27 protein-coding genes, 1 other RNA gene and 3 pseudogenes are annotated in these 21445 nt (G+C 68.7%); 12 read left to right on the top strand and 19 right to left on the bottom strand.

The genetic code is table 11. From position 1 onward, the window contains the following. Positions 1-34: 34 nt before the first annotated feature. The 5 genes and pseudogenes from MBEBAB_RS03275 (at position 35) to MBEBAB_RS03255 (ending at position 4143) form a co-directional block, all read left to right on the top strand. Positions 35-577: a DUF1285 domain-containing protein gene (locus MBEBAB_RS03275; protein WP_021696508.1), complete on the top strand. Its 543-nt coding sequence runs from the start codon at positions 35-37 to the stop codon at positions 575-577. A gap of 29 nt (positions 578-606) precedes the next feature. Further along, positions 607-1203, top strand: coding sequence for an NUDIX hydrolase (locus MBEBAB_RS03270; protein WP_231378916.1), 597 nt, complete (start codon positions 607-609; stop codon positions 1201-1203). Beyond that, complete coding sequence (locus MBEBAB_RS03265) at positions 1200-2414, top strand: CCA tRNA nucleotidyltransferase (RefSeq protein WP_021696506.1); 1215 nt, start codon at positions 1200-1202, stop codon at positions 2412-2414. Before MBEBAB_RS03270 ends, MBEBAB_RS03265 begins: the two co-directional genes overlap by 4 nt. Next, positions 2411-3138: pseudogene (locus MBEBAB_RS03260) on the top strand (glutamine amidotransferase-related protein). The gene MBEBAB_RS03265 and the pseudogene MBEBAB_RS03260 overlap by 4 nt, the downstream one beginning before the upstream one ends. Positions 3139-3249: 111 nt before the next feature. After that, the gene (locus MBEBAB_RS03255) at positions 3250-4143 is read left to right on the top strand and encodes a DMT family transporter (protein ID WP_045318761.1); all 894 of its coding nucleotides are present in this window, start codon (positions 3250-3252) and stop codon (positions 4141-4143) included. Here MBEBAB_RS03255 and MBEBAB_RS03250 read toward each other — a convergent pair. From MBEBAB_RS03250 to fumC, 4 genes are read right to left on the bottom strand one after another with little or no spacing between them, the layout of a single operon-like run. Further along, positions 4140-4322, bottom strand: coding sequence for a DUF4169 family protein (locus MBEBAB_RS03250; protein WP_021696503.1), 183 nt, complete (start codon positions 4320-4322; stop codon positions 4140-4142). The genes MBEBAB_RS03255 and MBEBAB_RS03250 overlap by 4 nt on opposite strands. A gap of 4 nt (positions 4323-4326) precedes the next feature. Beyond that, complete coding sequence (locus MBEBAB_RS03245) at positions 4327-4641, bottom strand: CcdB family protein (protein ID WP_158332113.1); 315 nt, start codon at positions 4639-4641, stop codon at positions 4327-4329. Continuing rightward, the gene (locus tag MBEBAB_RS03240; protein ID WP_021696501.1) at positions 4632-4880 is read right to left on the bottom strand and encodes a type II toxin-antitoxin system CcdA family antitoxin; all 249 of its coding nucleotides are present in this window, start codon (positions 4878-4880) and stop codon (positions 4632-4634) included. The genes MBEBAB_RS03245 and MBEBAB_RS03240 overlap by 10 nt, the downstream gene beginning before the upstream one ends. 44 nt (positions 4881-4924) lie before the next feature. Then, on the bottom strand, positions 4925-6316 hold the full coding sequence (fumC, locus tag MBEBAB_RS03235) for a class II fumarate hydratase (protein WP_045318770.1): 1392 nt from the start codon (positions 6314-6316) through the stop codon (positions 4925-4927). Positions 6317-6395: 79 nt separating this feature from the next. On the opposite strand from fumC, the gene MBEBAB_RS03230 reads away from it, so the two are divergent. Then, a complete protein-coding gene (locus tag MBEBAB_RS03230) occupies positions 6396-6746 on the top strand; it encodes a RusA family crossover junction endodeoxyribonuclease (protein WP_021696499.1) in 351 nt (116 codons plus the stop codon). Positions 6747-6753: 7 nt separating this feature from the next. Here MBEBAB_RS03230 and MBEBAB_RS03225 read toward each other — a convergent pair whose 3' ends face one another. The 8 genes and pseudogenes from MBEBAB_RS03225 to miaA all read right to left on the bottom strand — a co-directional run bounded on the left by MBEBAB_RS03225 (position 6754) and on the right by miaA (position 11768). Beyond that, complete coding sequence (locus MBEBAB_RS03225; RefSeq protein WP_045318769.1) at positions 6754-7158, bottom strand: GFA family protein; 405 nt, start codon at positions 7156-7158, stop codon at positions 6754-6756. Between the two features lie 74 nt (positions 7159-7232). Beyond that, a complete protein-coding gene (locus MBEBAB_RS03220) occupies positions 7233-7982 on the bottom strand; it encodes a C13 family peptidase (RefSeq protein ID WP_021696497.1) in 750 nt (249 codons plus the stop codon). 81 nt (positions 7983-8063) lie between these two features. Next, a pseudogene (locus tag MBEBAB_RS03215) lies at positions 8064-8536 on the bottom strand (SspB family protein). Positions 8537-8627: 91 nt separating this feature from the next. Next, positions 8628-8993, bottom strand: a transfer-messenger RNA (tmRNA) gene (gene ssrA / locus MBEBAB_RS15520). A gap of 9 nt (positions 8994-9002) precedes the next feature. Further along, on the bottom strand, positions 9003-9977 hold the full coding sequence (locus tag MBEBAB_RS03210; RefSeq protein WP_231378918.1) for a TraB/GumN family protein: 975 nt from the start codon (positions 9975-9977) through the stop codon (positions 9003-9005). 74 nt (positions 9978-10051) lie between these two features. Next, on the bottom strand, positions 10052-10471 hold the full coding sequence (locus tag MBEBAB_RS03205; protein WP_021696494.1) for a hypothetical protein: 420 nt from the start codon (positions 10469-10471) through the stop codon (positions 10052-10054). Then, positions 10468-10785, bottom strand: a complete 318-nt coding sequence (locus tag MBEBAB_RS03200; RefSeq protein ID WP_045318759.1) for an autorepressor SdpR family transcription factor — start codon at positions 10783-10785, stop codon at positions 10468-10470. The genes MBEBAB_RS03205 and MBEBAB_RS03200 overlap by 4 nt, the downstream gene beginning before the upstream one ends. 86 nt (positions 10786-10871) lie before the next feature. After that, positions 10872-11768 (bottom strand): tRNA (adenosine(37)-N6)-dimethylallyltransferase MiaA, encoded by an 897-nt coding sequence (gene miaA / locus MBEBAB_RS03195; protein WP_021696492.1) that lies wholly within the window; start codon positions 11766-11768, stop codon positions 10872-10874. Between the two features lie 52 nt (positions 11769-11820). On the opposite strand from miaA, the gene MBEBAB_RS03190 reads away from it, so the two are divergent. Next, the gene (locus MBEBAB_RS03190; RefSeq protein ID WP_021696491.1) at positions 11821-12912 is read left to right on the top strand and encodes an Mrp/NBP35 family ATP-binding protein; all 1092 of its coding nucleotides are present in this window, start codon (positions 11821-11823) and stop codon (positions 12910-12912) included. Positions 12913-12953: 41 nt separating this feature from the next. Beyond that, positions 12954-14050, top strand: a pseudogene (locus MBEBAB_RS03185) (NADH:flavin oxidoreductase). 102 nt (positions 14051-14152) lie between these two features. Here the strand turns inward: MBEBAB_RS03185 and MBEBAB_RS03180 are convergent. Beyond that, the gene (locus MBEBAB_RS03180) at positions 14153-14665 is read right to left on the bottom strand and encodes a hypothetical protein (protein WP_045318758.1); all 513 of its coding nucleotides are present in this window, start codon (positions 14663-14665) and stop codon (positions 14153-14155) included. Positions 14666-14869: 204 nt separating this feature from the next. Between MBEBAB_RS03180 and MBEBAB_RS03175 the strand changes: the two genes are divergently transcribed. Continuing rightward, entirely contained in the window at positions 14870-15193 is a 324-nt protein-coding gene (locus tag MBEBAB_RS03175) for a hypothetical protein (RefSeq protein WP_021696488.1), read from the top strand. Here MBEBAB_RS03175 and MBEBAB_RS03170 read toward each other — a convergent pair. From MBEBAB_RS03170 to MBEBAB_RS03160, 3 genes are read right to left on the bottom strand one after another with little or no spacing between them, the layout of a single operon-like run. Then, on the bottom strand, positions 15190-15702 hold the full coding sequence (locus tag MBEBAB_RS03170) for a dihydrofolate reductase (protein WP_021696487.1): 513 nt from the start codon (positions 15700-15702) through the stop codon (positions 15190-15192). The two genes, MBEBAB_RS03175 and MBEBAB_RS03170, sit on opposite strands and share 4 nt — an antisense overlap. Position 15703: 1 nt before the next feature. After that, complete coding sequence (locus MBEBAB_RS03165) at positions 15704-16006, bottom strand: nucleoside triphosphate pyrophosphohydrolase family protein (protein ID WP_021696486.1); 303 nt, start codon at positions 16004-16006, stop codon at positions 15704-15706. Next, positions 16003-16866, bottom strand: a complete 864-nt coding sequence (locus tag MBEBAB_RS03160) for a thymidylate synthase (protein ID WP_021696485.1) — start codon at positions 16864-16866, stop codon at positions 16003-16005. Before MBEBAB_RS03160 ends, MBEBAB_RS03165 begins: the two co-directional genes overlap by 4 nt. A gap of 53 nt (positions 16867-16919) precedes the next feature. Here MBEBAB_RS03160 and MBEBAB_RS03155 point away from each other — a divergent pair, with 53 nt between their 5' ends. Beyond that, positions 16920-17243, top strand: coding sequence for a hypothetical protein (locus MBEBAB_RS03155; RefSeq protein WP_045318757.1), 324 nt, complete (start codon positions 16920-16922; stop codon positions 17241-17243). Positions 17244-17340: 97 nt separating this feature from the next. Here the strand turns inward: MBEBAB_RS03155 and MBEBAB_RS17140 are convergent, their stop codons facing one another. From MBEBAB_RS17140 to MBEBAB_RS03145, 3 genes are all read right to left on the bottom strand, one after another. Then, positions 17341-17781 (bottom strand): SH3 domain-containing protein, encoded by a 441-nt coding sequence (locus MBEBAB_RS17140; protein WP_242397047.1) that lies wholly within the window; start codon positions 17779-17781, stop codon positions 17341-17343. Beyond that, positions 17769-18305, bottom strand: coding sequence for a penicillin-binding protein activator LpoB (locus MBEBAB_RS17135; RefSeq protein ID WP_242397046.1), 537 nt, complete (start codon positions 18303-18305; stop codon positions 17769-17771). The genes MBEBAB_RS17140 and MBEBAB_RS17135 overlap by 13 nt, the downstream gene beginning before the upstream one ends. A gap of 614 nt (positions 18306-18919) precedes the next feature. Beyond that, positions 18920-19462 carry a DUF924 family protein gene (locus tag MBEBAB_RS03145; RefSeq protein ID WP_045318756.1) on the bottom strand — a complete coding sequence of 181 codons (543 nt, stop codon included), beginning with the start codon at positions 19460-19462 and terminating at the stop codon, positions 18920-18922. Between MBEBAB_RS03145 and ilvC the strand changes: the two genes are divergently transcribed. Both ilvC and MBEBAB_RS03135 read left to right on the top strand, forming a co-directional pair. Next, on the top strand, positions 19461-20480 hold the full coding sequence (gene ilvC / locus MBEBAB_RS03140; RefSeq protein ID WP_045318755.1) for a ketol-acid reductoisomerase: 1020 nt from the start codon (positions 19461-19463) through the stop codon (positions 20478-20480). The genes MBEBAB_RS03145 and ilvC overlap by 2 nt on opposite strands. Before the next feature lie 54 nt (positions 20481-20534). Continuing rightward, positions 20535-21431: an AprI/Inh family metalloprotease inhibitor gene (locus MBEBAB_RS03135; RefSeq protein WP_021696480.1), complete on the top strand. Its 897-nt coding sequence runs from the start codon at positions 20535-20537 to the stop codon at positions 21429-21431. Positions 21432-21445 lie beyond the last annotated feature (14 nt).

The raw sequence follows: 21445 nt of genomic DNA, 5'->3' as shown, positions 1-21445 counted from the left end.
TTCCGATGAGACCTGCGGCGCCTACCATCAGGGCATGACCCCAGACACCCTCAGCCTCATCCAGTCGGTCGCCGGACACGCGGAGGACGGGCGCGGCCCTGCGCCGGTGCATCTGTGGAATCCCGACAACTGCGGCGAGATGGATCTGGTCATCCGCGCCGACGGCGTCTGGATGCACGAGGGCTCGCCCATCGGCCGTCCCCAGCTGGTGCGACTGCTGGCCACGGTGCTGCGCAAGGACCCGGACGGCTATTATCTGGTCACGCCGGTCGAGAAGCTGAAGATCACGGTGGAGGATGTGCCCTTCCGCGCCGTGCGGGTGGACCGCGAGGGCGACGATCTGGTCTTCACCACGGATATGGGCGAGCGGGTCGCGGCCGGCGCCGAGCACCCCGTGCGCGTCGAGACGGATTCCGCCACCGGCGAGCCGACGCCCTATGTGCATGTGCGCGGCGACCTTGAGGCTCGCATAGAACGGTCGGTCTTCTATGAATTGGTGGAGATGGCGGCTCTGGCGGACGGCCGCATGACGGTGCGGTCGGGCGGGATCGATTTCGCCCTGGGCGCCGTGACGTGAGCGGCTTGCGTCAACAGTTGATTGTAGCCTTGGACCCGCTGGACGCGACCTCCGGCCGGGCGCGGTTCTCCGATTTCGATCTGAACCCCGATGCGCCGCGTCTGGACCGGCCCTTGCGTCCGGCGGCGGTGCTGATTCCGGTGGTGGACCACGGGGATGGACCGACTCTTTTGCTGACCCGGCGTTCGGATTCCCTGGCCAGCCACACCGGCCAGATCGCCTTTCCCGGCGGGCGGCTCGATCCCGGCGAGACGGTGGTGCAGGCCGCCTTGCGCGAGGCGGTGGAGGAGGTGGGGCTCTCCCCCGACCATGTGGAGCCGCTGGGCCTGTCCGACGCCTATGAGACGGTGACCGGATTTCTGGTCACGCCGGTGGTGGCCTGGGTGCGGCCGGGCTTCACCCTGACCACCGACCCGCGCGAGGTGGCCGACGCCTTCGAAACGCCGTGGGATTTCCTCATGGATGACGCCAATCACCGGCGCGAGTTCTATGACGCCCCCGACGGCACGCGGCGTTGGTTCTGGGCCATGCCGTGGGGCGAGCGCTATATCTGGGGCGCCACGGCGGGGATGCTGCGGTCGCTCTGGGGCCGTCTGCACGACCCGGCGCGCGAGGCGGTGGCGTGACGCGCCTGAGCGATCAGTCCTGGCTGACGGCGCCGCAAACGCGGGCGGTGATCGCGGCGCTGGAGGCGGCGGGCGGACCCGGCTGCGCCCGCTTCGTCGGCGGCTGCGTCCGCAACGCCCTGATCGGCCAGCCGGTGGATGACATCGACATCGCCACCACCCTGGCGCCCGAGGCGGTCATGGCGGCGATCAAGACCGCTGGGCTGAAGGCCGCGCCCACGGGGCTGGCGCACGGCACGGTGACGGCGATCTCGGGCGGTCAGCCTCACGAGGTCACCACCCTGCGCCGGGACGTCTCCACCGACGGGCGCAACGCCACCGTGGCCTTCACCAGCGACTGGGCCGAGGACGCGGGGCGGCGCGACTTCCGCCTGAACGCGCTTTACGCCGCGCCGGACGGCGAGGTGTTCGATCCGACGGGGCAGGGGGTCGATGACGCCCTGTCGGGCCGCATCGTCTTTGTGGGCGAGCCTGAGACCCGCATTCGCGAGGACTATCTGCGGATCCTGCGATTCTTCCGTTTTCACGCTTGGTACGGGCGCGGACCGGCCGACGCGGCGGGGCTGAAGGCGTGCGCGGACCTGAAGGACGGCATGGTCCGCCTGTCGGCCGAGCGGGTGTCGAAGGAACTGCTCAAGCTGCTGGCCGCGCCGGGCCCGGCGCCCGCCCTGCGCCTGATGGCCGAAAGCGGGGTGCTGGACCGGGTGCTGCCCGATCACGCCGGTCTGAGCCTGTTCGAGTCCATGGTCCGGGTCTCTCCGGATGCCTTGCTGCGTCTGTCGGCCCTGCTCCCGGCCGATGCGGACAGGGTGCGGGCGTCGGCGCGGGCCCTCCGTCTGTCCAACGCCCAGAAGGAGCGGCTGGTGCTGGCCCTGCCGGCAGAGCCCGCGGTCAGCGTGGCCATGGACGAACGCGCCGGACGCGCGGCCCTGTACCGGCTCGGCCGCCGTCGGTTCGAGGATCAGGTCCTGCGCGCCTGGGCTGCGGCGCCGGTACGGGAAGTTGAGGCGCGGCGCCTGCTGGATCAGGCCGCCGCCTGGCCCATCCCGCGCCTGCCGGTGGACGGCCACGACGCGGCGCGGGCCGGCGCGTCCGGCCCGGCGGTGGGCCGGACCCTGGGGGCGTTCGAGGACTGGTGGGTGGAGCAGGACTTTCCCGACGGCGATCACGCCGCCATGCTGGGCCGCTTCCTTCCCCGGAGCAAACCATGACCCGCATCGCCATCCTTGAGACCGGCGTCCCGCCCGAGGCGCTGCGCGACGACTTCGACGACTATCCCGCGCGCTTCCGGGCGCTGCTGGGCGACGGCGTGCCCACCACGCGGTTCAATGTCCAGGAGGGCCGTCTGCCCGACGATCCGTCCGCCTTCGAGGGGGTGGTGGTCACCGGCTCGGCGGCTGGGGTCTATGAGGATCATTTCTGGATTCCGCAGTTGCTGGACTGGCTGCGCGCCGCGCGGGGCCGCACCCGCATTCTGGGCATCTGTTTCGGGCATCAGGCCATGGCCCAGGCCTTCGGCGGGCACGTCGAGAAGTCGAACAAGGCTGGGGCGTCGGTCTGCATCGCTATGATGTCCTCCGCCACGAGCCCTGGATGTTCCCGAAAGCGGACAGCGTGGCCGTTCCGGTGTCCCATCAGGATCAGGTGGTGGCCGTCTCCTCCGACGCCCGGGTCACCATCGCCAGCGACTTCACCCCCCACGCGGGTCTCGCCTGGGGCGAGGACGCGGTGTCCTTCCAGTGCCATCCGGAGTTCCAGCCCGACTACGCCGCCGCCCTGGTGGAGCTGCGGCGAGGCCGCATCCCCGATGCGGTGGCGGATCAGGCGCTGGAGACCCTGCGCCATCCCAACGACCGCGCCCTGATGACCGCCTGGATCCGCGCCTTCCTGCTGGGCATCCCGCCCCCGACCGAGGCGGCCGGCAGCGGCATCTGAGGCCGTAATCGGACGCCGGATACATTCCGGTTCCGCTTGTGATGGGACGCGGCGGGGCAGGGGTGTTATCGCAGCGTCCCCGTCCCCCTGAAACGCTCGAGATCGCCCTCCGTGTCCCGCCCCGTCGCCCTCGCTTGCGTGCTCATCTGCGCCCTGATCTGGGGCACGACCTGGTATGCGATCACCCTTCAGCTGGGGACGGTCGATCCGGTGGCCTCGGTGACCTATCGCTTCGGCCTCGCGGCGGCGGTGATCTTCGCCGGGTGCCTGCTCACCGGCCGCTCCCTGAAGATGACCCGGGCCCAGCATCTGGCGCTGATGGGGCAGGGGCTGTTCGTCTTCACCATCGGCTACGCCTTCGTCTACTGGGCCGAGGAGCGGGTGGCCTCCGCCGTGGTGGCGGTGATCTTCGCCGCCCTGGCCTTCCTCAATCTGGTGATCTTCCGCGTGGTTGCCCGCCAGAAGGCCGCGCGGCTGTCGTGGGCCGGCGCCGGGCTGGGCATTCTGGGCGTCGGGGTGCTGTTCGCGTCGGAGCTGCTGCGCGCCGGCATGGACCAGCGCGCCCTGATCGGCCTGACCTTCGCCCTGATCGCCGTCAGCGCCTCCGCCGTGGGCAATGTGTTCGCCTGGAAGGTTCAGACGGCCGCCGCACCGGTCATTCCCGCCACCGCCTGGGCCATGGCCTACGGCACGGCCTTCCTGGCCCTGTTCGGCCTCGCCATCGGGGTGGAGTGGACGTTCGAGTTCACCCCCCGTTACGTGCTGTCCCTGCTGCACCTGTCGATGCTGGGCTCGGTGGTGGCGTTCCTGCTGTATTTCACCCTGGCGCGGGCGCGGGGCTATGCCCTGGCGTCCTACATCTCGGCCCTGACGCCGCCGGTGGCCATGCTGGTGTCGGTCCTGTTCGAGGGCGCCACCTTCGGCCTCGCCGCCTTCGCCGGGCTGGCGCTGGTGCTGGCTGGCCAGATGCTGCTGATCAAGGCCCCGCGGGTGTCCGCCGCCTAATCGTCGTCGCGCTTCGCCCCGTCCAGATCGCGCTTCAGCCGCTCGGCCTCGAGCCGCGCGGCGTCCTTCTGGCCTCTGGTGCGCCCGAATGCAGCCCGGTTGGCGGCGGCCGTCGCCTTGGCCTCCGCCCGCGCCCGATCCTTGCGCGCCTTGTTCAGATTGATGATCTCGCCCGCCATCGCCTCAGAACCCCGTGAACAGCCGGTCCAGCGCCCGGCGGATGTCGAACTCATGGTCGAGAAGGTTGCCGACGCAGTCTCTCAGATGAATGCTGCGAATTGCGGCCAGGCCAATGACGCTGACGTTGAAAGCTTCGGAGTTCCATTCAACCGGTACGTCGAAATTGCTGGCTTCCAACTGTCCATGCCGGACCACCGGGGCGACGACGACCTCGGTAAGGTCCGCAAACAAGTGAGAGGACAGGATAACAAGATAGGGTGCGACTTCCTGAAGAGCCGCAGACGGATTCCGATAAAGATCGAACTGTTTCACAGCCACCAGGGCCGAAAGTGATCCGACAACAGCCCATGCTTGCGGACGAACTCGTTGTGCACCCGGATCGCTTCGGCATTCTCGTCGGCCCATCGCCGGGCGCGGTCTTCGGCGCCGGCGGGGTCCACCTTCTGCAGGTGCAGCCGCAGCGTCCGCTCGTCCATGCCGCCGACGTCGATGCCCAGCCGCTCGGCCTGGGCCAGCAGTTCGGGGTCGATGCCGATGTTCAGGTCCACCTTGCCCATGGGCCCAGACTACGTCGAAACGGCGCGGCCCGCTACAACCGCCCTCAGCCCGGCGCGATCATCTTCTCGGGCCGGACCCACTCGTCGAACTCCTCGTTGGTCAGATAGCCGCCGCCGACGGCCTCCTCGCGCAGGGTGGTGCCGTTCTTGTGGGCCGTCTTGGCGATCTTCGCGCAGGCGTCATAGCCCAGCTTTGCGTTCAGCGCGGTGACCAGCATCAGGCTGTTCTCCACGCCCTTCTGGATGTTGTCCCGGCGCGGCTCGATGCCCACCACGCAGTTGTCGGTGAAGCTGACCGCGGCGTCGGCCATCAGGCGCACCGACTGCAGGAAGTTGTAGGCCATCACCGGATTGAACACGTTCAGCTCGAAATGCCCCTGCGACCCGGCGAAGGTGATGGCGGCATGGTTGCCGAACACCTGCACGCACACCTGGGTCAGGGCCTCGCACTGGGTCGGATTGACCTTGCCCGGCATGATGGAGCTGCCCGGCTCGTTCTCCGGCAGGGCCAGCTCGCCCAGACCCGCCCGGGGGCCCGAGCCCAGGAAGCGGATGTCGTTGGCGATCTTGAACAGGGACGCGGCCACCGTGTTGATGGCGCCGTGGGTCATGACCATGGCGTCGTGGGCGGCGAGGGCCTCGAACTTGTTGGGGGCCGTGGTGAAGGGCAGGCCGGTGATCTGGGCGATCTTGTCCGCCACGCCCTCAGCAAAGCCGATGGGCGCGTTCAGGCCGGTGCCCACGGCGGTGCCGCCCTGGGCCAGCTGCATCAGGTCGGGCAGGGTTTGCTCAATCCGTTCAATGCCTTTGGTCACCTGCTGCACATAGGCGCTGAACTCCTGGCCCAAGGTCAGGGGCGTGGCGTCCTGGGTGTGGGTGCGGCCGATCTTGATGATGTCCTTCCACGCTTCGGCCTTGTCGTTCAGGGCGTTGCGCAGGGTCTGCAGGGCCGGGACCAGCCGGTGCACCACTTCCTCGGCGCAGGCCACGTGCATGGCCGTGGGATAGGTGTCGTTGGACGACTGGCTCATGTTGACGTGGTCGTTGGGGTGGACCGGCTTTTTCGAGCCCATCTCCCCGCCCAGGATCTCGATGGCGCGGTTCGAGATCACCTCATTGGCGTTCATGTTGGACTGGGTGCCCGAGCCGGTCTGCCAGACCACCAGCGGGAAGTGGTCGTTCAGCTTGCCCTCGATGACCTCGTCGGCGGCTTGGACGATGGCCTTGCCCAGGTCCTTGTCCAGCCGGCCCAGCGCCATGTTGGTCTCGGCGGCGCCGCGCTTGACGATCCCCAGCGCCCGCACGATCGGCAGGGGCTGCTTCTCCCAGCCGATCCTGAAATTGCCCAGCGACCGCTGCGCCTGGGCGCCCCAGTAGCGGTCCGCCTGAACCTCGATGGGGCCGAAGGTGTCGGATTCTGTCCGTGTCTTGGTCATGATGCGCTCGTGGTCAGGCATGGCGGGAAGGTGCGCGGCGGTGTAGCACGCAGACCGCAGGGGGCAAGCCGAGGGCGCCATGGATCAGGACTGGATCGGAACCGGCAAGGTGCGCGCCCGCGAGCGGGGCGACGCGGTCGAGATCATGATCGACGGCCTGACCACCCAGGCCAAATACTACAAGCCGCTGGTCTATGAGTTCATGCGCAAGGAATGGTCGTCGCGCCCGTCGTGGGGCGATTTCGCCGTGGACATCCGCATGGAGCATGTGGGCGAGCCGCCGCACATCGACCTGGACAATCTGGCCAAGGCCCTGCTGGACGCCATCAAGGGCTATCTGTTCCACGACGACGCCCAGGTGGCCCGCCTGCTGGTGGAGCGGCACGAGGGCGAACGCGAGCGCATCACCATCGCCGTGCGGCCCCGCTGAACCGGCCTCAGGATTCCGGCGGCCCCGGATATCGCTCGAAGCTGGGCAGGTCGTCCAGATGGCCCATCCAGCCGATCCGCTCGGCCGTCTGGATCTGGCCGCCCAGCGGAATCGCATCCGGATCATCCAGGGTCGCACTCTGCACGTCGATCATGCCCGGAAAGATCGTCTCATTGGTGTAGAACAGGCTGGTCCCGCAGGCGCCGCAGAACATCCGCCGGCCATGCTCCGACGAGGCGTAGGTGACGGGCTCGCCGGTGATCGTCACCTGATCCGCCGCCGCCATGGCCCAGGCCACCGCCGGCGCTCCGCTGGCCTTGCGGCAGTCGGTGCAGTGACACAACGCATGGTGCGCCACCTCCGCTGTCATCTCGTAGCGCACCGCGCCGCAATGGCATCCGCCGTTTGGCATCGTCATCCCTCCCGCTGGATCAATGTTCCCGATATGTTCGCGCGAGGGCCGCGATCACGCCAGCGAAATTCCGGTCACTTCGACGGCCGGTCGAACCGCAGGGTGGGAAGCAGCAGCTGCATGGATCCGCCGATGAAGACCTGCGGCTCCGACGGCGGCGTCAGTCCCTCGGCCTGCTCGCGCTCGGCCACGCACCGCCGGGCCTGACCGGCCAGGGCGATGAAGTCGCTCGCCGTCTCCAGGCTCTGGATCACGCAGTCGTCGAAATACGGATAGGTGGCGTCCGCGCTGCATCCGAACGAACTGCGATCAGCCCGCGCGGCCGTGACGATCATGCGGTTCGGACGGGACAGGGCGCCCATGAAGCTGCCGGAATAGCAGGCTGACACCACCACCACCGTCGGTCGCTGGCCGCACCAGCCGCCGATCAGGGCGTTCATGCGCCCGGGCTCCAGCTGTTCACCCGGCCCGAACACGATCCGGCCGGGCGCGCCGTGAGAGGTGAAATAGACCAGACAGCCGTCGCCGCCCCGCCCCGCGACCGCCGCCGCGCCCTCTATGGCGGTTCGGGTGCTGACGCCGCCGTCGGGCCGCAGCGAATAGGCGGCGCTCAGGTCGGGATTGAAGCCGGCCCGCTGAAAGGACCTGGTCAGATCGCGCACGGCGTTGTCGAAGGCCTGGATGGGCTGTCCGCGACTGTCGGTCCAGTCTCCGGCGATGACCACGGCCGACCAGCCGTCGAAGTCGCCCGACTGCGCCATCGCCTTGGGCGTGGTCAGGCCCAGGACGCAAAGGACGATTGAAAGACAGCGAAACACCCGCATCCCATCCCTCCAGCCTCGTCACCCTAGCAACGGCGGCCGGGATGAAAAGAGGGAGAAGCGTGAGCGTCAGGCGACGTCAGCCTATTTCTTGCGGAACTGGTCCAGAGAGACGACCTTGGGTCCGTCGTCCACGGGCGGGGCCGGCGTCTCCGGCTCATCCTCCGGCTCCGGCTCGGTGGGAAGCTCGGGCGCCTCGAACTGCAGCAGGAACTGCACGCTGGGGTCATAGAACCGCACCACGGCGCTCCACGGCGTCACCAGCTTCTTGGGCTGCCCGCCGAACTTCAGCAGCACCGAAAACCCTTCATCGTCGATGGTCAGGTCCCAGTACTGGTGCTGCATCACCACGGTGATCTCGTCCGGGTACTTTTCGGACACGTCGGCCGGGACGGACACGCCCTTCGCCCGGGTCTGAAGGTGATGTAGAAATGGTGCTCGCCGGGCAGGCCCTCGGGCATGGCGGCCCGCTCGAGCGCGGCGCGCACGACGCCCCTCAGGGCGTTCTGGGCCATGGCCTCATAGCCCATCTCGTCGCGCACCGGCGTCTCAGCCATTTTGTCTCCGCAAGCCCGATCGGGTCCGCCTGACCCGTGTGGCGGAGTGATAGCGGCGGCGGCGGCGCGGCGAAAGTTCAAAACAGGGCAAAGTGGGAGGCTTCTGTTGCCAGGCGCCTCCCGGGCCCCGCCTGAGGATCTGAACCCTCAGGACTTAGGTCGGAAATGCCGGAACCGCATTACGCGGCGACAGCGTATTCCTCAGCGAAGTTATCGTTCGCATTTAGATAAAGGCCCGATACGGTGGGCCAGGACGAGCGAAAGCAATCTTCTTTACACGTCCGTCGATGCTAGTCGGCCCCATGCTGCCTCCGCCGATAACGCGGGGAAGAAGGTGGTGGAGCCGCCGGGAATCGCACCCGGGTCCGGTCCGCTTATTACAAGCGCGTTTATCGCTATAGTCCGGGCGAACCCGGACACCCCCAATATAGGCGATCAGGGCCGGGGTTCCAATAGGGCGCGCCTCCTAGGGCGCGATCACAACGTCCACACCGCGCGAACGCAGGATGGCCGGCACGCTGTCGTCGCCTACCAGATGCAGCACCCCGACCGCGATGAAGGTTGTGCCTGATCCCTCCAGCAGGGTCTCGATCCGGTCCGTCCACCGGAGATTCCGCTCAACAAGAACGGTCTGGTAAATCAGCTCACTCTCAAGACGCATGGGCGTGACGGCGAGGGCCTGGATCGCTTCCACGTCGCCGGTCGCCCAGGCCTCGACCAGCTGGTCCGGGATCGTCAGGGCGTTGTCGAACTCGGCCAGTGTGCGGCGCAGGAAGGTCAATTGCCCCGCCTCGGGAAAGCCCGCCAGCATCCGGATCTGGTCTTCCGGCGTCTCGAGGCCCGCGATCGGTGTTCCTGCGGCCTCGGCGCGGGCGCGCAGGATCAGGTCCGCCCCCGATCCGGGATCATAGCCCGCCCGGACGAGGCTGGAGGCCGACAGGGTCACGCCGGCCAGCCAGGGGCGCAGGCCGTCCAGGGCTGCGGCGCTGGCGCCGATGGTCCGCGCCGCAGCATCCAGGGTGGCCAGCTCCTCCGCCGTGAGCAGGCTGGACAGGGGCGTGTCCGGCGCCAGGCCGTGCCGCTGGATCAGCGGGAGAAGGGCGGCCTGATCGTTGGGATCGGCGACTTCCAGCACCAGCAGGCCGGCGCTGTCGAAAGCCTCGGTGACGCGAGACGATTCCCATTCCGTCGTCGGGCGCAGGAAATGCACGGTTCCGAACAGGTAGAGGGTGGAATCGGCGTCGCGAACGACCCAGAGGGCGGGGTTTGGGGCCGACGCCTGGATGGGCGATGAGGCTTCCCGGGGCGCGGGCGTCTGGGCCGGGACCGCCCCGACGGGCGATTGAAACAGGCCGATGGTCAGGGTCGCGGCCAACGCCAGTCGGCAGGCGGCGGACATGCGGGTGCGCGCACGGCTTGCGCCGCGATGTTGATGCGTCATGGAAATGATCCTGTGGGTGAGGTTCAGGCGGCGGGGCGCCGCCGAGAGGGCCGTCTGTCAGCGACGGCGGCGGCTCAGGAGCCGTTGGTCGCTTCGGACGCCGGCGGTGCGCCCAGCTTGCGGCAGGCCCAGATGGCGTAGCCGATGGCGATGGCGAGGCCGGATCCCACCACGATCATGGCGGCGGTCACGGCGAAGTCGACGGGGGCGAAGGCCCACAGTGCGGCGTGGGCCAGCCCCGCCAGGGTCAGGGACCAGCCGCCGATCCGGCGGGCCGTCTGCATCCGGGCCTCGGCCTCGCGCGACATCCGCTGGGGACCGATCCGTTTGGGCGCGACATTGGCGAAGCCGGCCAGCATCAGGCCGATCATCACCTGGACGACCCGCTGGGCCATGTCGTCGCCGACCAGGCCGGCGCTCTCGGCGTATTTCAGGCCCGCGGCCACCGCCAGAAAGGCGATGGTCAGCACGATAGAGGGAAGAAGGCGTTTCATGATCCTGTTCCTTGTTCAGGCGTGTTTCGATCCGCCTTGGCGGTGTCAGCATCCGGGCCGATGCCCAGCGCCTGGGCGAACCCCAGCAGGGCGTCCTCCAGAACCGACAGCTTGATCCGGTAGGTGATGGTCGTGCCCTGTTTGCTGGCGTCGATCAGGTCGGCTTCCTTCAGGACGTTGAAGTGGGCCGACATGGTGGGCTTCGACACGGGGAAGTGTTCGCACAGCTCTCCGGCCGTCATGGGATTGGCGCGCAGCAGCTCCAGCACCTTGCGGCGCGTCGGGTCTGCGAGGGCTTTGAAGACTGAGCTCATGAATCGATAATTAGCTAATCATCGAAATATGTCAACCGGCTTGTCGCGTCGTCGTCCACCGACCAATCGCGGGGTCGTTCCCGGCGTCAGGCGGGCGGGAGCACCCTGCGCCAGTCCGGCGTCTGGTTCCGGAACCAGGTCAGCTGCCGCTTGGCGTAGTTGCGGGTGGCCTGGCGCATGATGTCCAGCGCATCGTCCAGCGACAGCTCACCCCGCAGATGGGCGCTCAGTTCGCGCACCCCGACCGCCTTCATGATCGGCAGGCCATGGGGCAGGTCCCGCGCCATCAGGGCGCGCACTTCCTCCAGCGCTCCGTTGGCCATCATCACCGACACCCGCGTGTCGCACGCGGCGTAGAGCGCCTTTCGCTCCGGCTCCACCACCATGGCCTCATAGCTGCCGGGGGCCAGGATCGGCCGGCTGTCGGCGCGCAGGGCGGACAGGGGACGCCCCGCCACCTGCGCCACAGCCAGCGCCCGCACCAGCCTCTGCCGGTCGCCCGCCTCGATGGCCGCCTCGGCGGGCGCGTCGACCTCGGCCAGCGCGCGCCGGAACGCCGCCTCGCCCTCGGCCAGGAACCGGGCGTCGAGCCCGGCGCGCACCTCCGGCGGCACCGGCGGCACGTCGGCCAGGCCGCGCGTCAGGGCGTTGAAGTACAGCCCCGTGCCGCCCACGAAGATCACCGGCCGCCGGGCGGGGCCATAGTCATTCAGCAGCGCCTCCGCCGCCCGCAACCATGTGCCCACCGACCAGGCGTCGGTCGCATCGGCCACGCCGTACAGCCGATGCTCCGCCTGCGCCTCCTCGTCCGGCCCCGGACGGGCGGTCAGCACGCGCAGGTCCGCATACAGTTGCTGGCTGTCGGCGTTGATGATCACCGCCCCGCTCGCCCGCGCCAGATCCAGCGCCAGGCGCGACTTGCCCGAGGCGGTGGCGCCCCCGATCAGGGTGACGGGGGCGATCGGCGCTTGGTTCTGGGCCATGACACCCGATATGACGACGCACGCCCCCTAAGCAACCCGCCGGAGAGACTCCTTGCCCGACCGCGCCGCCGTCATCGCCGCCCTCGACGCCGTGATCGACCCCAGAAGCGGGCAGGGGCTGATGGCCGCCGGGCTGGTGCAGGGGCTGGTGGTGGCCGACGACCGCGCCGGCTTCGCCCTGGAGGTCCCCGCCGGCGACACGGCGCTCTACGCCCCCGTCCGCGACGCGGCCGAGGCGGCGCTGAAGGCCATCCCCGGCATGGCCCGCGTCTCGGTGGTCCTGACCGCCGAGGCCGTGGCGACCCCGCCGCGCCGCCGCACCGCGGGCCTGTCGCCCCAGGCCGTGGATCAGGGCCGGGCCAAGGCCCCGGTCCCCACCGACCGGCCCGCCCATGTGCGCCGCGTGCTGGCGGTGGCCAGCGGCAAGGGCGGGGTGGGCAAGTCCACCGTGTCGGTGAACCTGGCCTGCGCCCTGGCCGCGCGGGGCCTGCGTGTGGGGTTGCTGGACGCCGACGTCTACGGCCCCTCGGCCCCCACCATGCTGGGGATTTCCGGCAAGCCCGCCTATGAGGACGGCGCCATGGTCCCGCACGAGGCCTGGGGTCTGAAGGCCATGTCCGTGGGCCTGCTGATGAAGGCCGACGACGCCATGATCTGGCGCGGCCCCATGGCCAGTCAGGCCATCACCCAGATGCTGACCCAGACCCGCTGGGGTACGGAAGACGAACCGCTGGACGTGCTGGTGGTGGACCTGCCCCCCGGCACCGGCGATGTGCAGCTGACCCTGATCCAGAAGACGCCCCTGGACGGCGCCGTCATCGTCTCCACGCCGCAGGAAGTGGCGCTTGCCGACGCCCGCCGCGCCAAGACCCTGTTCGACCGGGTCAATGTGCCCACCCTCGGCCTGATCGAGAACATGTCCGGCGACGTCTTCGGCCGCGGCGGCGCCGAGGCCGAGGCCGCCCGACTGGGCGTGGACTTCCTCGGTGACCTGCCGCTCGACGCGGCCCTGCGCGAAGGCGCCGACGCCGGCGTGCCGGTCGTGGCCGGCGATCCCGACGGCGACATCGCAGGCCGATTTTCAGGCCTTGCCGAAGCCCTTTCGAAAAAGCTCGACCTCCAGGGTTTCCAAACGCAACTCTAATTGCCACCTTGACGGTTCCAGTCACTCAGCTCGAGCCGCCCATGTCCGTCGACGCCCTGTTCCGCCCCTTCCAGGTCAAGTCCCTGAAGATGCCCAACCGCATCGTCATGGCGCCGATGACGCGGTCCTTCTCGCCGGGCGGCGTCCCCACCAGCGACGTGGCCGGCTACTACCGCCGCCGGGCCGAGGGCGGGGTCGGGCTGATCATCACCGAGGGCACGGTCGTCGAACGTCCCGCCGCCCGCAATGACCCGAAGGTGCCGGTTTTCCACGGCGAGGCCCTGCCCGAATGGAAAAAGGTGGTCGACGAGGTCCACGCCGCCGGCGGCCTGATCGCGCCCCAGCTTTGGCACGTGGGCTCGGCCCGCGGCAGGGTGAGGACTGGACCCCGCTCGGCAAGATCGACAGCCCCTCGGGCTTCACCGCCCCCGGCAAACGCAAGCTGGAGCCGATGACCGACGAGGACATCGCCGACACCATCGCCGCCTTCGGCCGCTCGGCCCGCGCCACCCGCGAACTCGGCTTCGACGCCGTCGAGATCCACGGCGCCCACGGCTATCTGATCGACCAGTTCTTCTGGTCCGCCCTCAACGACCGTGACGACCGCTGGGGCGGCGGGACCATCGCCGACCGCGCCCGCTTCGGCGCCGAGGTGGTTCGGGCCGTGCGCGAGGGCGTCGGCCCGGACATGGCCCTGATCCTGCGCCTGTCGCAGTGGAAGTCGCAGGACTTCACGGTGAAGAACGCCCACGACCCGGCCGAACTGGAACAGTGGCTCACCCCCCTGATCGAGGCCGGCGTCGACGTCTTCCACTGCTCGCAGCGTCGCTTCTGGGAGCCGGAGTTCGAGGGCTCCGACCTGAATTTCGCCGGCTGGACGAAGAAGATCACCGGCCTGCCGACCATCACCGTCGGCTCGGTGGGTCTCGACGGCGAGTTCATCGCGGCCTTCGGCGGCGCCGGCTCCAAGCCGGCCTCGCTGGACGGCCTGATCAAACGGCTCGAGGCTGACGAGTTCGACCTCGTCGCCGTCGGTCGCGCCCTGCTGGCCGATCCGCACTGGGTCGAGAAGATCCGCGACGGCCGGCTGGACGAGCTGAAGGATTTCGAACGCTCGGCGATGATGACGCTGAGCTAGGTCGTTGACCGGCAAGCCGCGCCAGATCGTTCAGCAATTTCAATATTCCGTCATCCTCGGGGCAAGCCCGAGGATGACGGGTTTACAGGGGCAGACCCGGGTTCACAGCCTGCCGAACGCCACGCCCTTCCAGCCCCAGCCCGCCTCGGCGACCGCCTTGCGCAGCGGTCCCTTGAGCTCGCCGGTGTTGAATTTGTAGCTGTAGACCTCGCCCCACGAGCCGTCCTCGCGGAAGGCATGGACGCTCTCGAAGCTCATTTCCCACTGCTGGCCCCGGAACGCCGATCCCGCCAGACTCAGGTCCGGCGTCCCAGCCCGCCATTCCACCGACCATTCCTGATCGGCCGAGCGCACCACACCCTGCGCCTCGTCGAACTTCATCAGCACCTTGAAGACCCGCCGGGTCCCGGCCTTGGCGAAGATTTCGTACCATTCGGCATCGACGATCCGCCATTCGGCGACCAGATCGACGCCTTCCGGCGCGCCATCGCGGACCGTCCAGGGCGCGGTGTCCCGGTTCAGGCCAAGCAGGCGCTCGCGCAGGGCCGCCGCCGACTCGCGCGCCACGCCCGGGAGCGCCGCCCGGCTGCCGGTCAGCCAGCTGAAAACACCCATCGCCGTCCCCTCGACCCCCGGCCGTCAACGGGCCTGCCGACACAGTGCCACAGTCGCGCCGGGACTGGCCGGAATTCCGCGCATTACGAGAGCTTAAGCCTCTGGCCTTTCTTCCGCCGCTTCCTATCTGGATGAGGCGCCGTCAGGTTTCGTTCATGGATCGTTGTTCGTTCATGAGTGATCCTGCGTTTCAGGAGGGCGGACATGGACCCGAAATTGATCGAAAACCTGGCGAACCGGCCCCGCGTCGGCATGCTGGCGCTCTTCCTGTGGCGCGCGACCTGGCTCGTGGGCGTGGCTGGAACCCTGGGATTCCTCGGCGCGGCCGTGGCCCTGGGCGTGTTCGGCGTCGGCGGTCATGATCTGGGCGGACGCATCGCCCTGGGCGCCATGCTGGCCTTCATGGGCCTGATGATGTTCGCCATCGGCTCTCTGGCGCGCCTGCTGTCCGGCCAGCTCAAGGCCGCCCTGATCGCCCGCTGCGGAGACGCGCCGCGCGTGGGCCGCCGCTGGGCGCCCTGTCCCTAAACGCGTTTTTCCAGAATCCTGAAGGTGAAGGCGTGATCGTCCGCCTCGCCCGGCTCATGGCGCTCTGACGCCAGTTCCACGAAAGCGCTCTCGTCAAAGGCCGGGAACACCGCGTCGCCCTCGGGCTCCGCGTCCACCTCGGTGATGTACAGCCGCTTCGCCCGGGGCAGGGCCAGTTCGAACAGCGCCACGCCGCCGATGACGCAGATCTCTTCCGCGCCTTCCTCCTCGGCCTGTTCGGCGGCGATCTCGACCGCCTCGAAAAAGCTCTCGCACGCCACCGCCCCCGTGGCCTCGAACGAGGAATCCCGCGTCAGCACCAGATTCAGCCGGCCGGGCAGGGGCCGCAGCGGCAGGCTGTCCCACGTCTTGCGCCCCATGATGCAGGGCTTGGACAGGGTGATCTGCTTGAACCGCTTCAGGTCGGACCTCAGTCGCCACGGCAGATCGCCGTCACGCCCGATCACGCCGTTTCGCGCGCGCGCCACCACGAGGGACAGGGGAATCATCTCAGGCCGCGTCCTGTTCCAGCCATTTCAGCCACTTGCGGCGCATGGCGTCCTCGATGTCGATGCCCGCCCGGTCGCAATAGATCAGCAGCATGCCCAGCACGTCCGCCGCCTCGTCGCCCAGCTTGTCGTGATCGGCCTCGCCCCGCGCCCGCCCGCTCATCCGCAGATGCTCGGCGGTCAGCTCGCCCAGCTCCTCCTGCATCTTCAGCAGCGCCCAGTCCCGGTCGCGGTCGATGCCGTGCTCCCGGGCGTAGATGTCGGAGATGCGCAGGACCGAGGCTGAGAGTTCGGAAAGGATCACACCGCCACCGCCGCCTTGATGTGCGGCCACGGGTCATAACCCTCGAGCACGAAGTCCTCCCGCCCGAAGGCGAACAGGTCGTCCCGGGGGGCGATCGTCATGGTCGGCAGGGGGCGCGGCTCACGGGTCAGCTGCAGCTTCGCCTGATCCAGATGGTTCAGATACAGGTGCGCGTCGCCGAAGGTGTGTACGAACTCGCCGGGCTTCAGCCCGGTCACCTGCGCCATCATCAGGGTCATCAGGGCGTAGGAGGCGATGTTGAACGGCACGCCCAAAAACACGTCGGCCGACCGCTGGTACAGCTGGCAGCTCAGCTTGCCGTCGGCGACAAAGAACTGGAACAGGCAGTGACAGGGCGGCAGGGCCATGTCGTCCACATCCGCCGGGTTCCAGGCGGTGACGATGTGGCGGCGGCTGTTGGGGTTGGTCTTCAGGCTCTCCACCACCCGGGTGATCTGGTCGATGACCCGTCCGTCCGGCGCGGACCACGACCGCCACTGCTTGCCGTAGACCGGGCCCAGCTCGCCCTGGGCGTCCGCCCATTCGTCCCAGATGCTGACCCCGTTGTCCTTCAGCCAGGCGATGTTGGTCTCGCCGCGCAGGAACCACAGCAGCTCCACCAGGATCGAGCGCAGGTGCAGCTTCTTGGTGGTCAGAAGGGGAAAGCCCCTGGACAGGTCGAACCGCATCTGACGGCCGAACACCCCCAGCGTCCCGGTGCCCGTGCGGTCGCCCCGCTCCACGCCGTTTTGCAGAATGTCGGCCAGCAGGCCAAGATACTGGAACTCGGGATGGTCGGCGGGCGCCGGCGTCGCGTCGGTGCGGGCTTCAGGGTCTGCGATGGCGGCCAGGGCGTTCATGACGCCATACAGAACCGATTCGCGGTGTGGGGGGTTAGCCTCCTGTACCCTTGATGCACAACATGACGGAGGCGCTTGTGGACGCTTTGGAAACCCTGGCGGCGAACATCAATCTGGTGTCGATCGTCGCCCTGACGGCCATGTTCCTGTTCGGCTACCTGATGGGGCGATCCCACACCCGCAAGGACCCCCAGCGCATCGGCAACCGCCGACGCCGCAACATCCGCGCCGACAACACGGTGGAGCGGGCCCGCCGCTATGAAGCCGGCGGCGTGGCCGTCGAGGAGGCCGACCTGCCCGGCGCCGCCAAACACCATGCCCGCCAGGGGCCCGCAACGAGGCCGCCGACGCCGTGCGCGCCGCCAATCCGGGCATGAGCCTGTTCGCCGCCCGCCGCGCCGTGGACCGCTGGGCCTCCGAAAACGGCCTCTGAATCGCTTCAGAGGCCGTCTTCCGTTCGCGTTTGAAGGTCGATCAGGTTCCCGGCGCCAGCCGGTCGTTCTGGACCCAGCCGATGTTGTCGTTGTCGTCCATGATCTCCCACCACATGCCGTCGCGGTTGCCGGTGGGATAGACGCGCAGGCCCTCGGGCAGGGCGCGGACCACCGAGCCGGTCTCGGGCGCCGAGCGCATGGTGGTGGCCTGCTGCACCACGAAGGTCTGGACCGGTGCGGCTTCCGATGCGTCAGCGCTCATGCCGCCCATCTGGGTGACCATGTCCGCATAGGCCTGGATGAAGGCCTGGGCCACCATGCGGCCGATCTCGGTGTTCTCGTAGCCGCCGCCGACCGCCCCGCCGAAGCCCGAGCCGCCCGCCGCCGCGCCGCCGGCGCCCCAGCTGATGTCGTTGCGCGAGGCGTAGCCCTCGGTGACCATCACCGTCTCGGAGGTGCGCACGTCGGTCAGGGACAGCACCGTGTTGGCTTCCGACCGCCGGGTGCTGATGCCCCCGACCACGGCGCCCAGGGTCGAGTTGCGGCGGCCCAGAAGCCCGCCCGCGATGCCCGCCAGGCGTTGCCGCCGGAGTTGGAGTTCTGGCTGGCCACTTCGCCCACCAGCACATAGTCCGCCGCGCGGATCTGGCCGCCGCCCACGTTGGAGCCCCGCTGCAGGTCGCCGCCCGCCGCCAGGTCCCGCTCGCGCTGGGCCACGCTCATGCCCGCGCCCCGGTCCAGCAGGGTGAAGCAGCCCGAACGCTGGATCACCGCCCGCAACAGGCTCTGGGGCGGCGACAGCTGCAACTCGCGGAACACGTCCGCCTGGCCGTCGGCGATGGCGACGGTGCCCAGATTGCGGGCGCAGCGCGGGATCTGGGCCATCATGTCGTCCTGGGTGCGCTGGGCGCCCGATCGGCGGTTCTGGGCCTCGGCGGGCAGGGCGCCCGCCAGGGCCGTGGCGCTCGCGACGGCGGCGCAGAGAATGAGTTTGAAACGAGCCATGTGAACCTCCCCGGTCAGATCGTGGAAATCGCCTAACGCTGATCGCCGTAACAGCCTATGGGGCGCCGCTCAACTGTCAGGCTTCGTCAGCCTCCAGGTCCGATTGGCTGGCGAGGAAAGGGGCCGGTTAATCCCGCATTTCGCAAGGCCAGTTCCCCTTGAACAAAGGCTTTGCCAGCTTTTGCGGAGCACTTTCTCCGCACACCCCGGGGAGGCCGTAAACTTCCTCCGAACGTCGGGGGCCAGGCAGGGGGGCGCCACACACATCCGCTCATCCCGGCGAAGGCTGGGATCCAGATCATAGAGCCAGGTGGCGGACATGAGCCCGCGGATACGACCGTCTAGTCCGGCGCCCGCCCTCTGGACGATGAAGTGAGACTCTCATTGCACTGTTTTTCGCTTCCGGAGTCTCACCGGACATACACATCCGCTCATCCCGGCGAAGGCCGGGATCCAGATCATAAGGCCAGGTGGCGGACAGGAGGCCGCAGTACGAACGTCTAATCCGGCGCCCGCCCTCTGGACCCCCGCCTTCGCTGGGGTGAGCGGGAGGAAAGGTTGGGCTGATGGAAGTTGCACTCCCATTGCACTGTTTTTCGCGCGCGGAGTCTCACTCAGCCGCCGAAGCCGCCCTCGTCCAGGAAGGCTTGTTCCTCGGGTGTGGTCTTGCGGCCAAGTTCCGGGTTTCTATGAGGAAAACGCCCGAAGCGGACGATGATGTCCCGATGGATTCGGCCCCACTTCAAGGATTCGGCGTCTCCGGCCGCCAGCGCCATGTAACGGTCCTGGTCCTCCAGCCGCTCGGAATGCTCGAACGGCAGCAGCATGAAGTTGCGAAGGGGGAAGTCGAACGCCTCGTGATGCCCGCGCTCCACCGCGTCCTCGGCGAACATCAGGGCCAGGGGGTCGGTGGCGAAGGCGTGGGCGGTGCCCCGGAAGCTGTTGCGGGGGAACTGGTCCAGCAGGATCAGCAGGGCCAGAGCGCCCTCGGGCGTCTCCATCCAGTCGTCCAGCTCACGCCGGGCGGCGGCCACGTGGGCGTCATGGAAACGGCGGCGGAATTCGGCGTCGAAGGCGTCGTTCTTGGCGAACCACTTTGCGGGCCCGGCCTCTTTCCAGAAGGCGACGACGGCGGAAGGGGTTATGTCTGTGCTCATGACTGAACACCTAAGCACGCCTTTGCCCGTTTTCCATGACCGCGACTGCGACCTGTCGATCATCCGCGCCCGCAAGGTGGCCGTGATCGGCTACGGCAGTCAGGGGCGCACCCACGCCCTGAACCTGCGCGACTCCGGCGTCGCCGACATCCGCGTGGCCCTGAAGCCCGACTCCGCCACGCGGGCGAATGCCGAGGCCGACGGCTTCAAGGTTGTCACGGCGTCAGAGGCCGCCCGGTGGGCCGAGGTGCTGGCGATCATGGTCTCGGACGAGGCCCACCGCGACCTGTGGGCCGACGAGCTGGCGCCCCATGTGCGGCCGGGCACGGCGCTGGTGTTCGCTCACGGCCTGTCCGTGCGATTCGGCCTGATCCAGCCGCCGCCGGACGTGGACGTGATCCTGGCCTCGCCCAAGGGAATCGGCCCGCGCATCCGCGAGATCTACGAACAGGGCGACGGCGTCTTCTGCCTGTTCGCCGTGCATCAGGACGCCACGGGGCAGGCGAGGGGGCTGGGCCTGTCCTACGCCGCGGCGCTGGGCTGCGGCCGCAAGGGCATTCTCGAGACCACCATGAAGGACGAGTGCGAAAGCGACCTGTTCGGCGAGCAGGTGGTCCTGTGCGGCGGCGTCGGCGAGCTGATCGATCAGGCCTTCATGAAGCTGGTGGACGCCGGCTATCCGCCCGAGGTGGCGTGGTTCGAGTGCTTCTACGAGGTCAAGCTGGTGACCGACCTGATGTTCGAGCGCGGCATCGCCGGCGCCTTCGCCCGCATCTCCAACACCGCCGAATACGGGGCCTATCTCACCGGCCCCCGCGTCATCAACGACGCCTCGCGCAAGGCCATGGACGACGTGCTGGTCGAAGTCCGGGACGGCGCCTTCGTCCGCCGCCTCATGGCCGATTATGACGCCGGATCACCCGAGCTTCTGGCCCGCCGCAAGGCGCTGGGCCAACGCCCTATCGAAGCCGTCGGCGCGCACCTGAACGCGGTGGCCGGCCGCGCCCGCGACGATTGATAACGGCGTTAACCCACCCTAGAAAGGGCCCCCTAAAAACTCGGGGGAGGTTCCATGTCCAAGTCTGTTCTCGCCGTCGTCGCGGCCGTGTCCGCCCTGCTCGCGGCCGACGCCGCCACGGCCCAGTCCCGCTCCAGCTCGACCACGCGATCCACGACCACCACGACCCAGGACGGGAACACCACCCGCACCGAGACCCGCACCACCACGCGCAGCGGCGAGGTGTCCTTCGACGCCGACGCCGCCTTCGACGCCCTGCTGGGCATGGCCGAGCGACGGGACGATCCCGATCAGGGCCTGCGCCGCCGCGCCGAACCGGCCCGTCCCCAGGACGTTTTCGGCGACTGGGTCGTGACCGATGGCGGCCGTGATGTGGGCGACTGTCGATTCGACATGCGCGAAAACGGCTTCCTCGGCATCCGCCGGATCGAGACCCATGACTGCCCCTCGCGTCTCGGCCGCCTGTCCAACTGGCGGGTCGAGAACGGCGAGCTGGCCATGTACCGGACCGCGGGCGACAGCGAAGGCACGCGTCTGATGTTTGTGGAAGGCCGATTCGTCGGCGCCGGAATCACCATGCGCCGCCTCGACGATACGGGCCCGGGGCCCGAGGCCGGCGATCATCGCGACTACGACGACGGTCCCCGCCGGGGCGGACGCTATGGCCGTTGGGCCGAGGACTACGCCGGAACCTGGCGCCATACCGAGGTCTCCAACACCGGCATGCGCCGCCAGTGCACGGTCAACCTGACCACCAACCCCGCCTTCGGCCGCTATGCGGGCTCCAGCTCGGGCTGTTTCGGCCCGCTGATGTTCGTGTCGTCCTGGGGCTATGAGGACGGCCAGGTGGTCCTGTACCGCGCCGGCGGAAACGCCGTGGCCATCTTCCGCGGCCGCAGCGGACGCCTGACCGCCCCCCACGAGGACGGCGAGCTGGTTCTGTATCGCTGAGGAAATGCCTCGCC

Origin of the sequence: Brevundimonas abyssalis TAR-001 (assembly GCF_000466985.1) — a bacterium.
In the GTDB taxonomy this organism is placed as follows: Bacteria; Pseudomonadota; Alphaproteobacteria; order Caulobacterales; family Caulobacteraceae; genus Brevundimonas; species Brevundimonas abyssalis.
The sequence above is the reverse complement of the archived record's forward strand: the minus strand, read 5'-3'. Positions and strand labels throughout refer to the sequence as shown.

Coding starts and splice junctions, on each gene's coding strand:
- MBEBAB_RS03275 (WP_021696508.1), top strand. CDS start 35: ATGACCCCAGACACCCTCAGCCTCATCCAGTCGGTCGCCGGACACGCG.
- MBEBAB_RS03250 (WP_021696503.1), bottom strand. CDS start 4,322: ATGGCGGGCGAGATCATCAATCTGAACAAGGCGCGCAAGGATCGGGCG.
- MBEBAB_RS03240 (WP_021696501.1), bottom strand. CDS start 4,880: ATGGGCAAGGTGGACCTGAACATCGGCATCGACCCCGAACTGCTGGCC.
- fumC (WP_045318770.1), bottom strand. CDS start 6,316: ATGACCAAGACACGGACAGAATCCGACACCTTCGGCCCCATCGAGGTT.
- MBEBAB_RS03230 (WP_021696499.1), top strand. CDS start 6,396: ATGGATCAGGACTGGATCGGAACCGGCAAGGTGCGCGCCCGCGAGCGG.
- MBEBAB_RS03225 (WP_045318769.1), bottom strand. CDS start 7,158: ATGCCAAACGGCGGATGCCATTGCGGCGCGGTGCGCTACGAGATGACA.
- MBEBAB_RS03220 (WP_021696497.1), bottom strand. CDS start 7,982: ATGCGGGTGTTTCGCTGTCTTTCAATCGTCCTTTGCGTCCTGGGCCTG.
- MBEBAB_RS03210 (WP_231378918.1), bottom strand. CDS start 9,977: ATGACGCATCAACATCGCGGCGCAAGCCGTGCGCGCACCCGCATGTCC.
- MBEBAB_RS03205 (WP_021696494.1), bottom strand. CDS start 10,471: ATGAAACGCCTTCTTCCCTCTATCGTGCTGACCATCGCCTTTCTGGCG.
- MBEBAB_RS03200 (WP_045318759.1), bottom strand. CDS start 10,785: ATGAGCTCAGTCTTCAAAGCCCTCGCAGACCCGACGCGCCGCAAGGTG.
- miaA (WP_021696492.1), bottom strand. CDS start 11,768: ATGGCCCAGAACCAAGCGCCGATCGCCCCCGTCACCCTGATCGGGGGC.
- MBEBAB_RS03180 (WP_045318758.1), bottom strand. CDS start 14,665: ATGGGTGTTTTCAGCTGGCTGACCGGCAGCCGGGCGGCGCTCCCGGGC.
- MBEBAB_RS03175 (WP_021696488.1), top strand. CDS start 14,870: ATGGACCCGAAATTGATCGAAAACCTGGCGAACCGGCCCCGCGTCGGC.
- MBEBAB_RS03170 (WP_021696487.1), bottom strand. CDS start 15,702: ATGATTCCCCTGTCCCTCGTGGTGGCGCGCGCGCGAAACGGCGTGATC.
- MBEBAB_RS03160 (WP_021696485.1), bottom strand. CDS start 16,866: ATGAACGCCCTGGCCGCCATCGCAGACCCTGAAGCCCGCACCGACGCG.
- MBEBAB_RS03155 (WP_045318757.1), top strand. CDS start 16,920: ATGCACAACATGACGGAGGCGCTTGTGGACGCTTTGGAAACCCTGGCG.
- MBEBAB_RS17135 (WP_242397046.1), bottom strand. CDS start 18,305: ATGGCTCGTTTCAAACTCATTCTCTGCGCCGCCGTCGCGAGCGCCACG.
- ilvC (WP_045318755.1), top strand. CDS start 19,461: ATGACTGAACACCTAAGCACGCCTTTGCCCGTTTTCCATGACCGCGAC.
- MBEBAB_RS03145 (WP_045318756.1), bottom strand. CDS start 19,462: ATGAGCACAGACATAACCCCTTCCGCCGTCGTCGCCTTCTGGAAAGAG.
- MBEBAB_RS03135 (WP_021696480.1), top strand. CDS start 20,535: ATGTCCAAGTCTGTTCTCGCCGTCGTCGCGGCCGTGTCCGCCCTGCTC.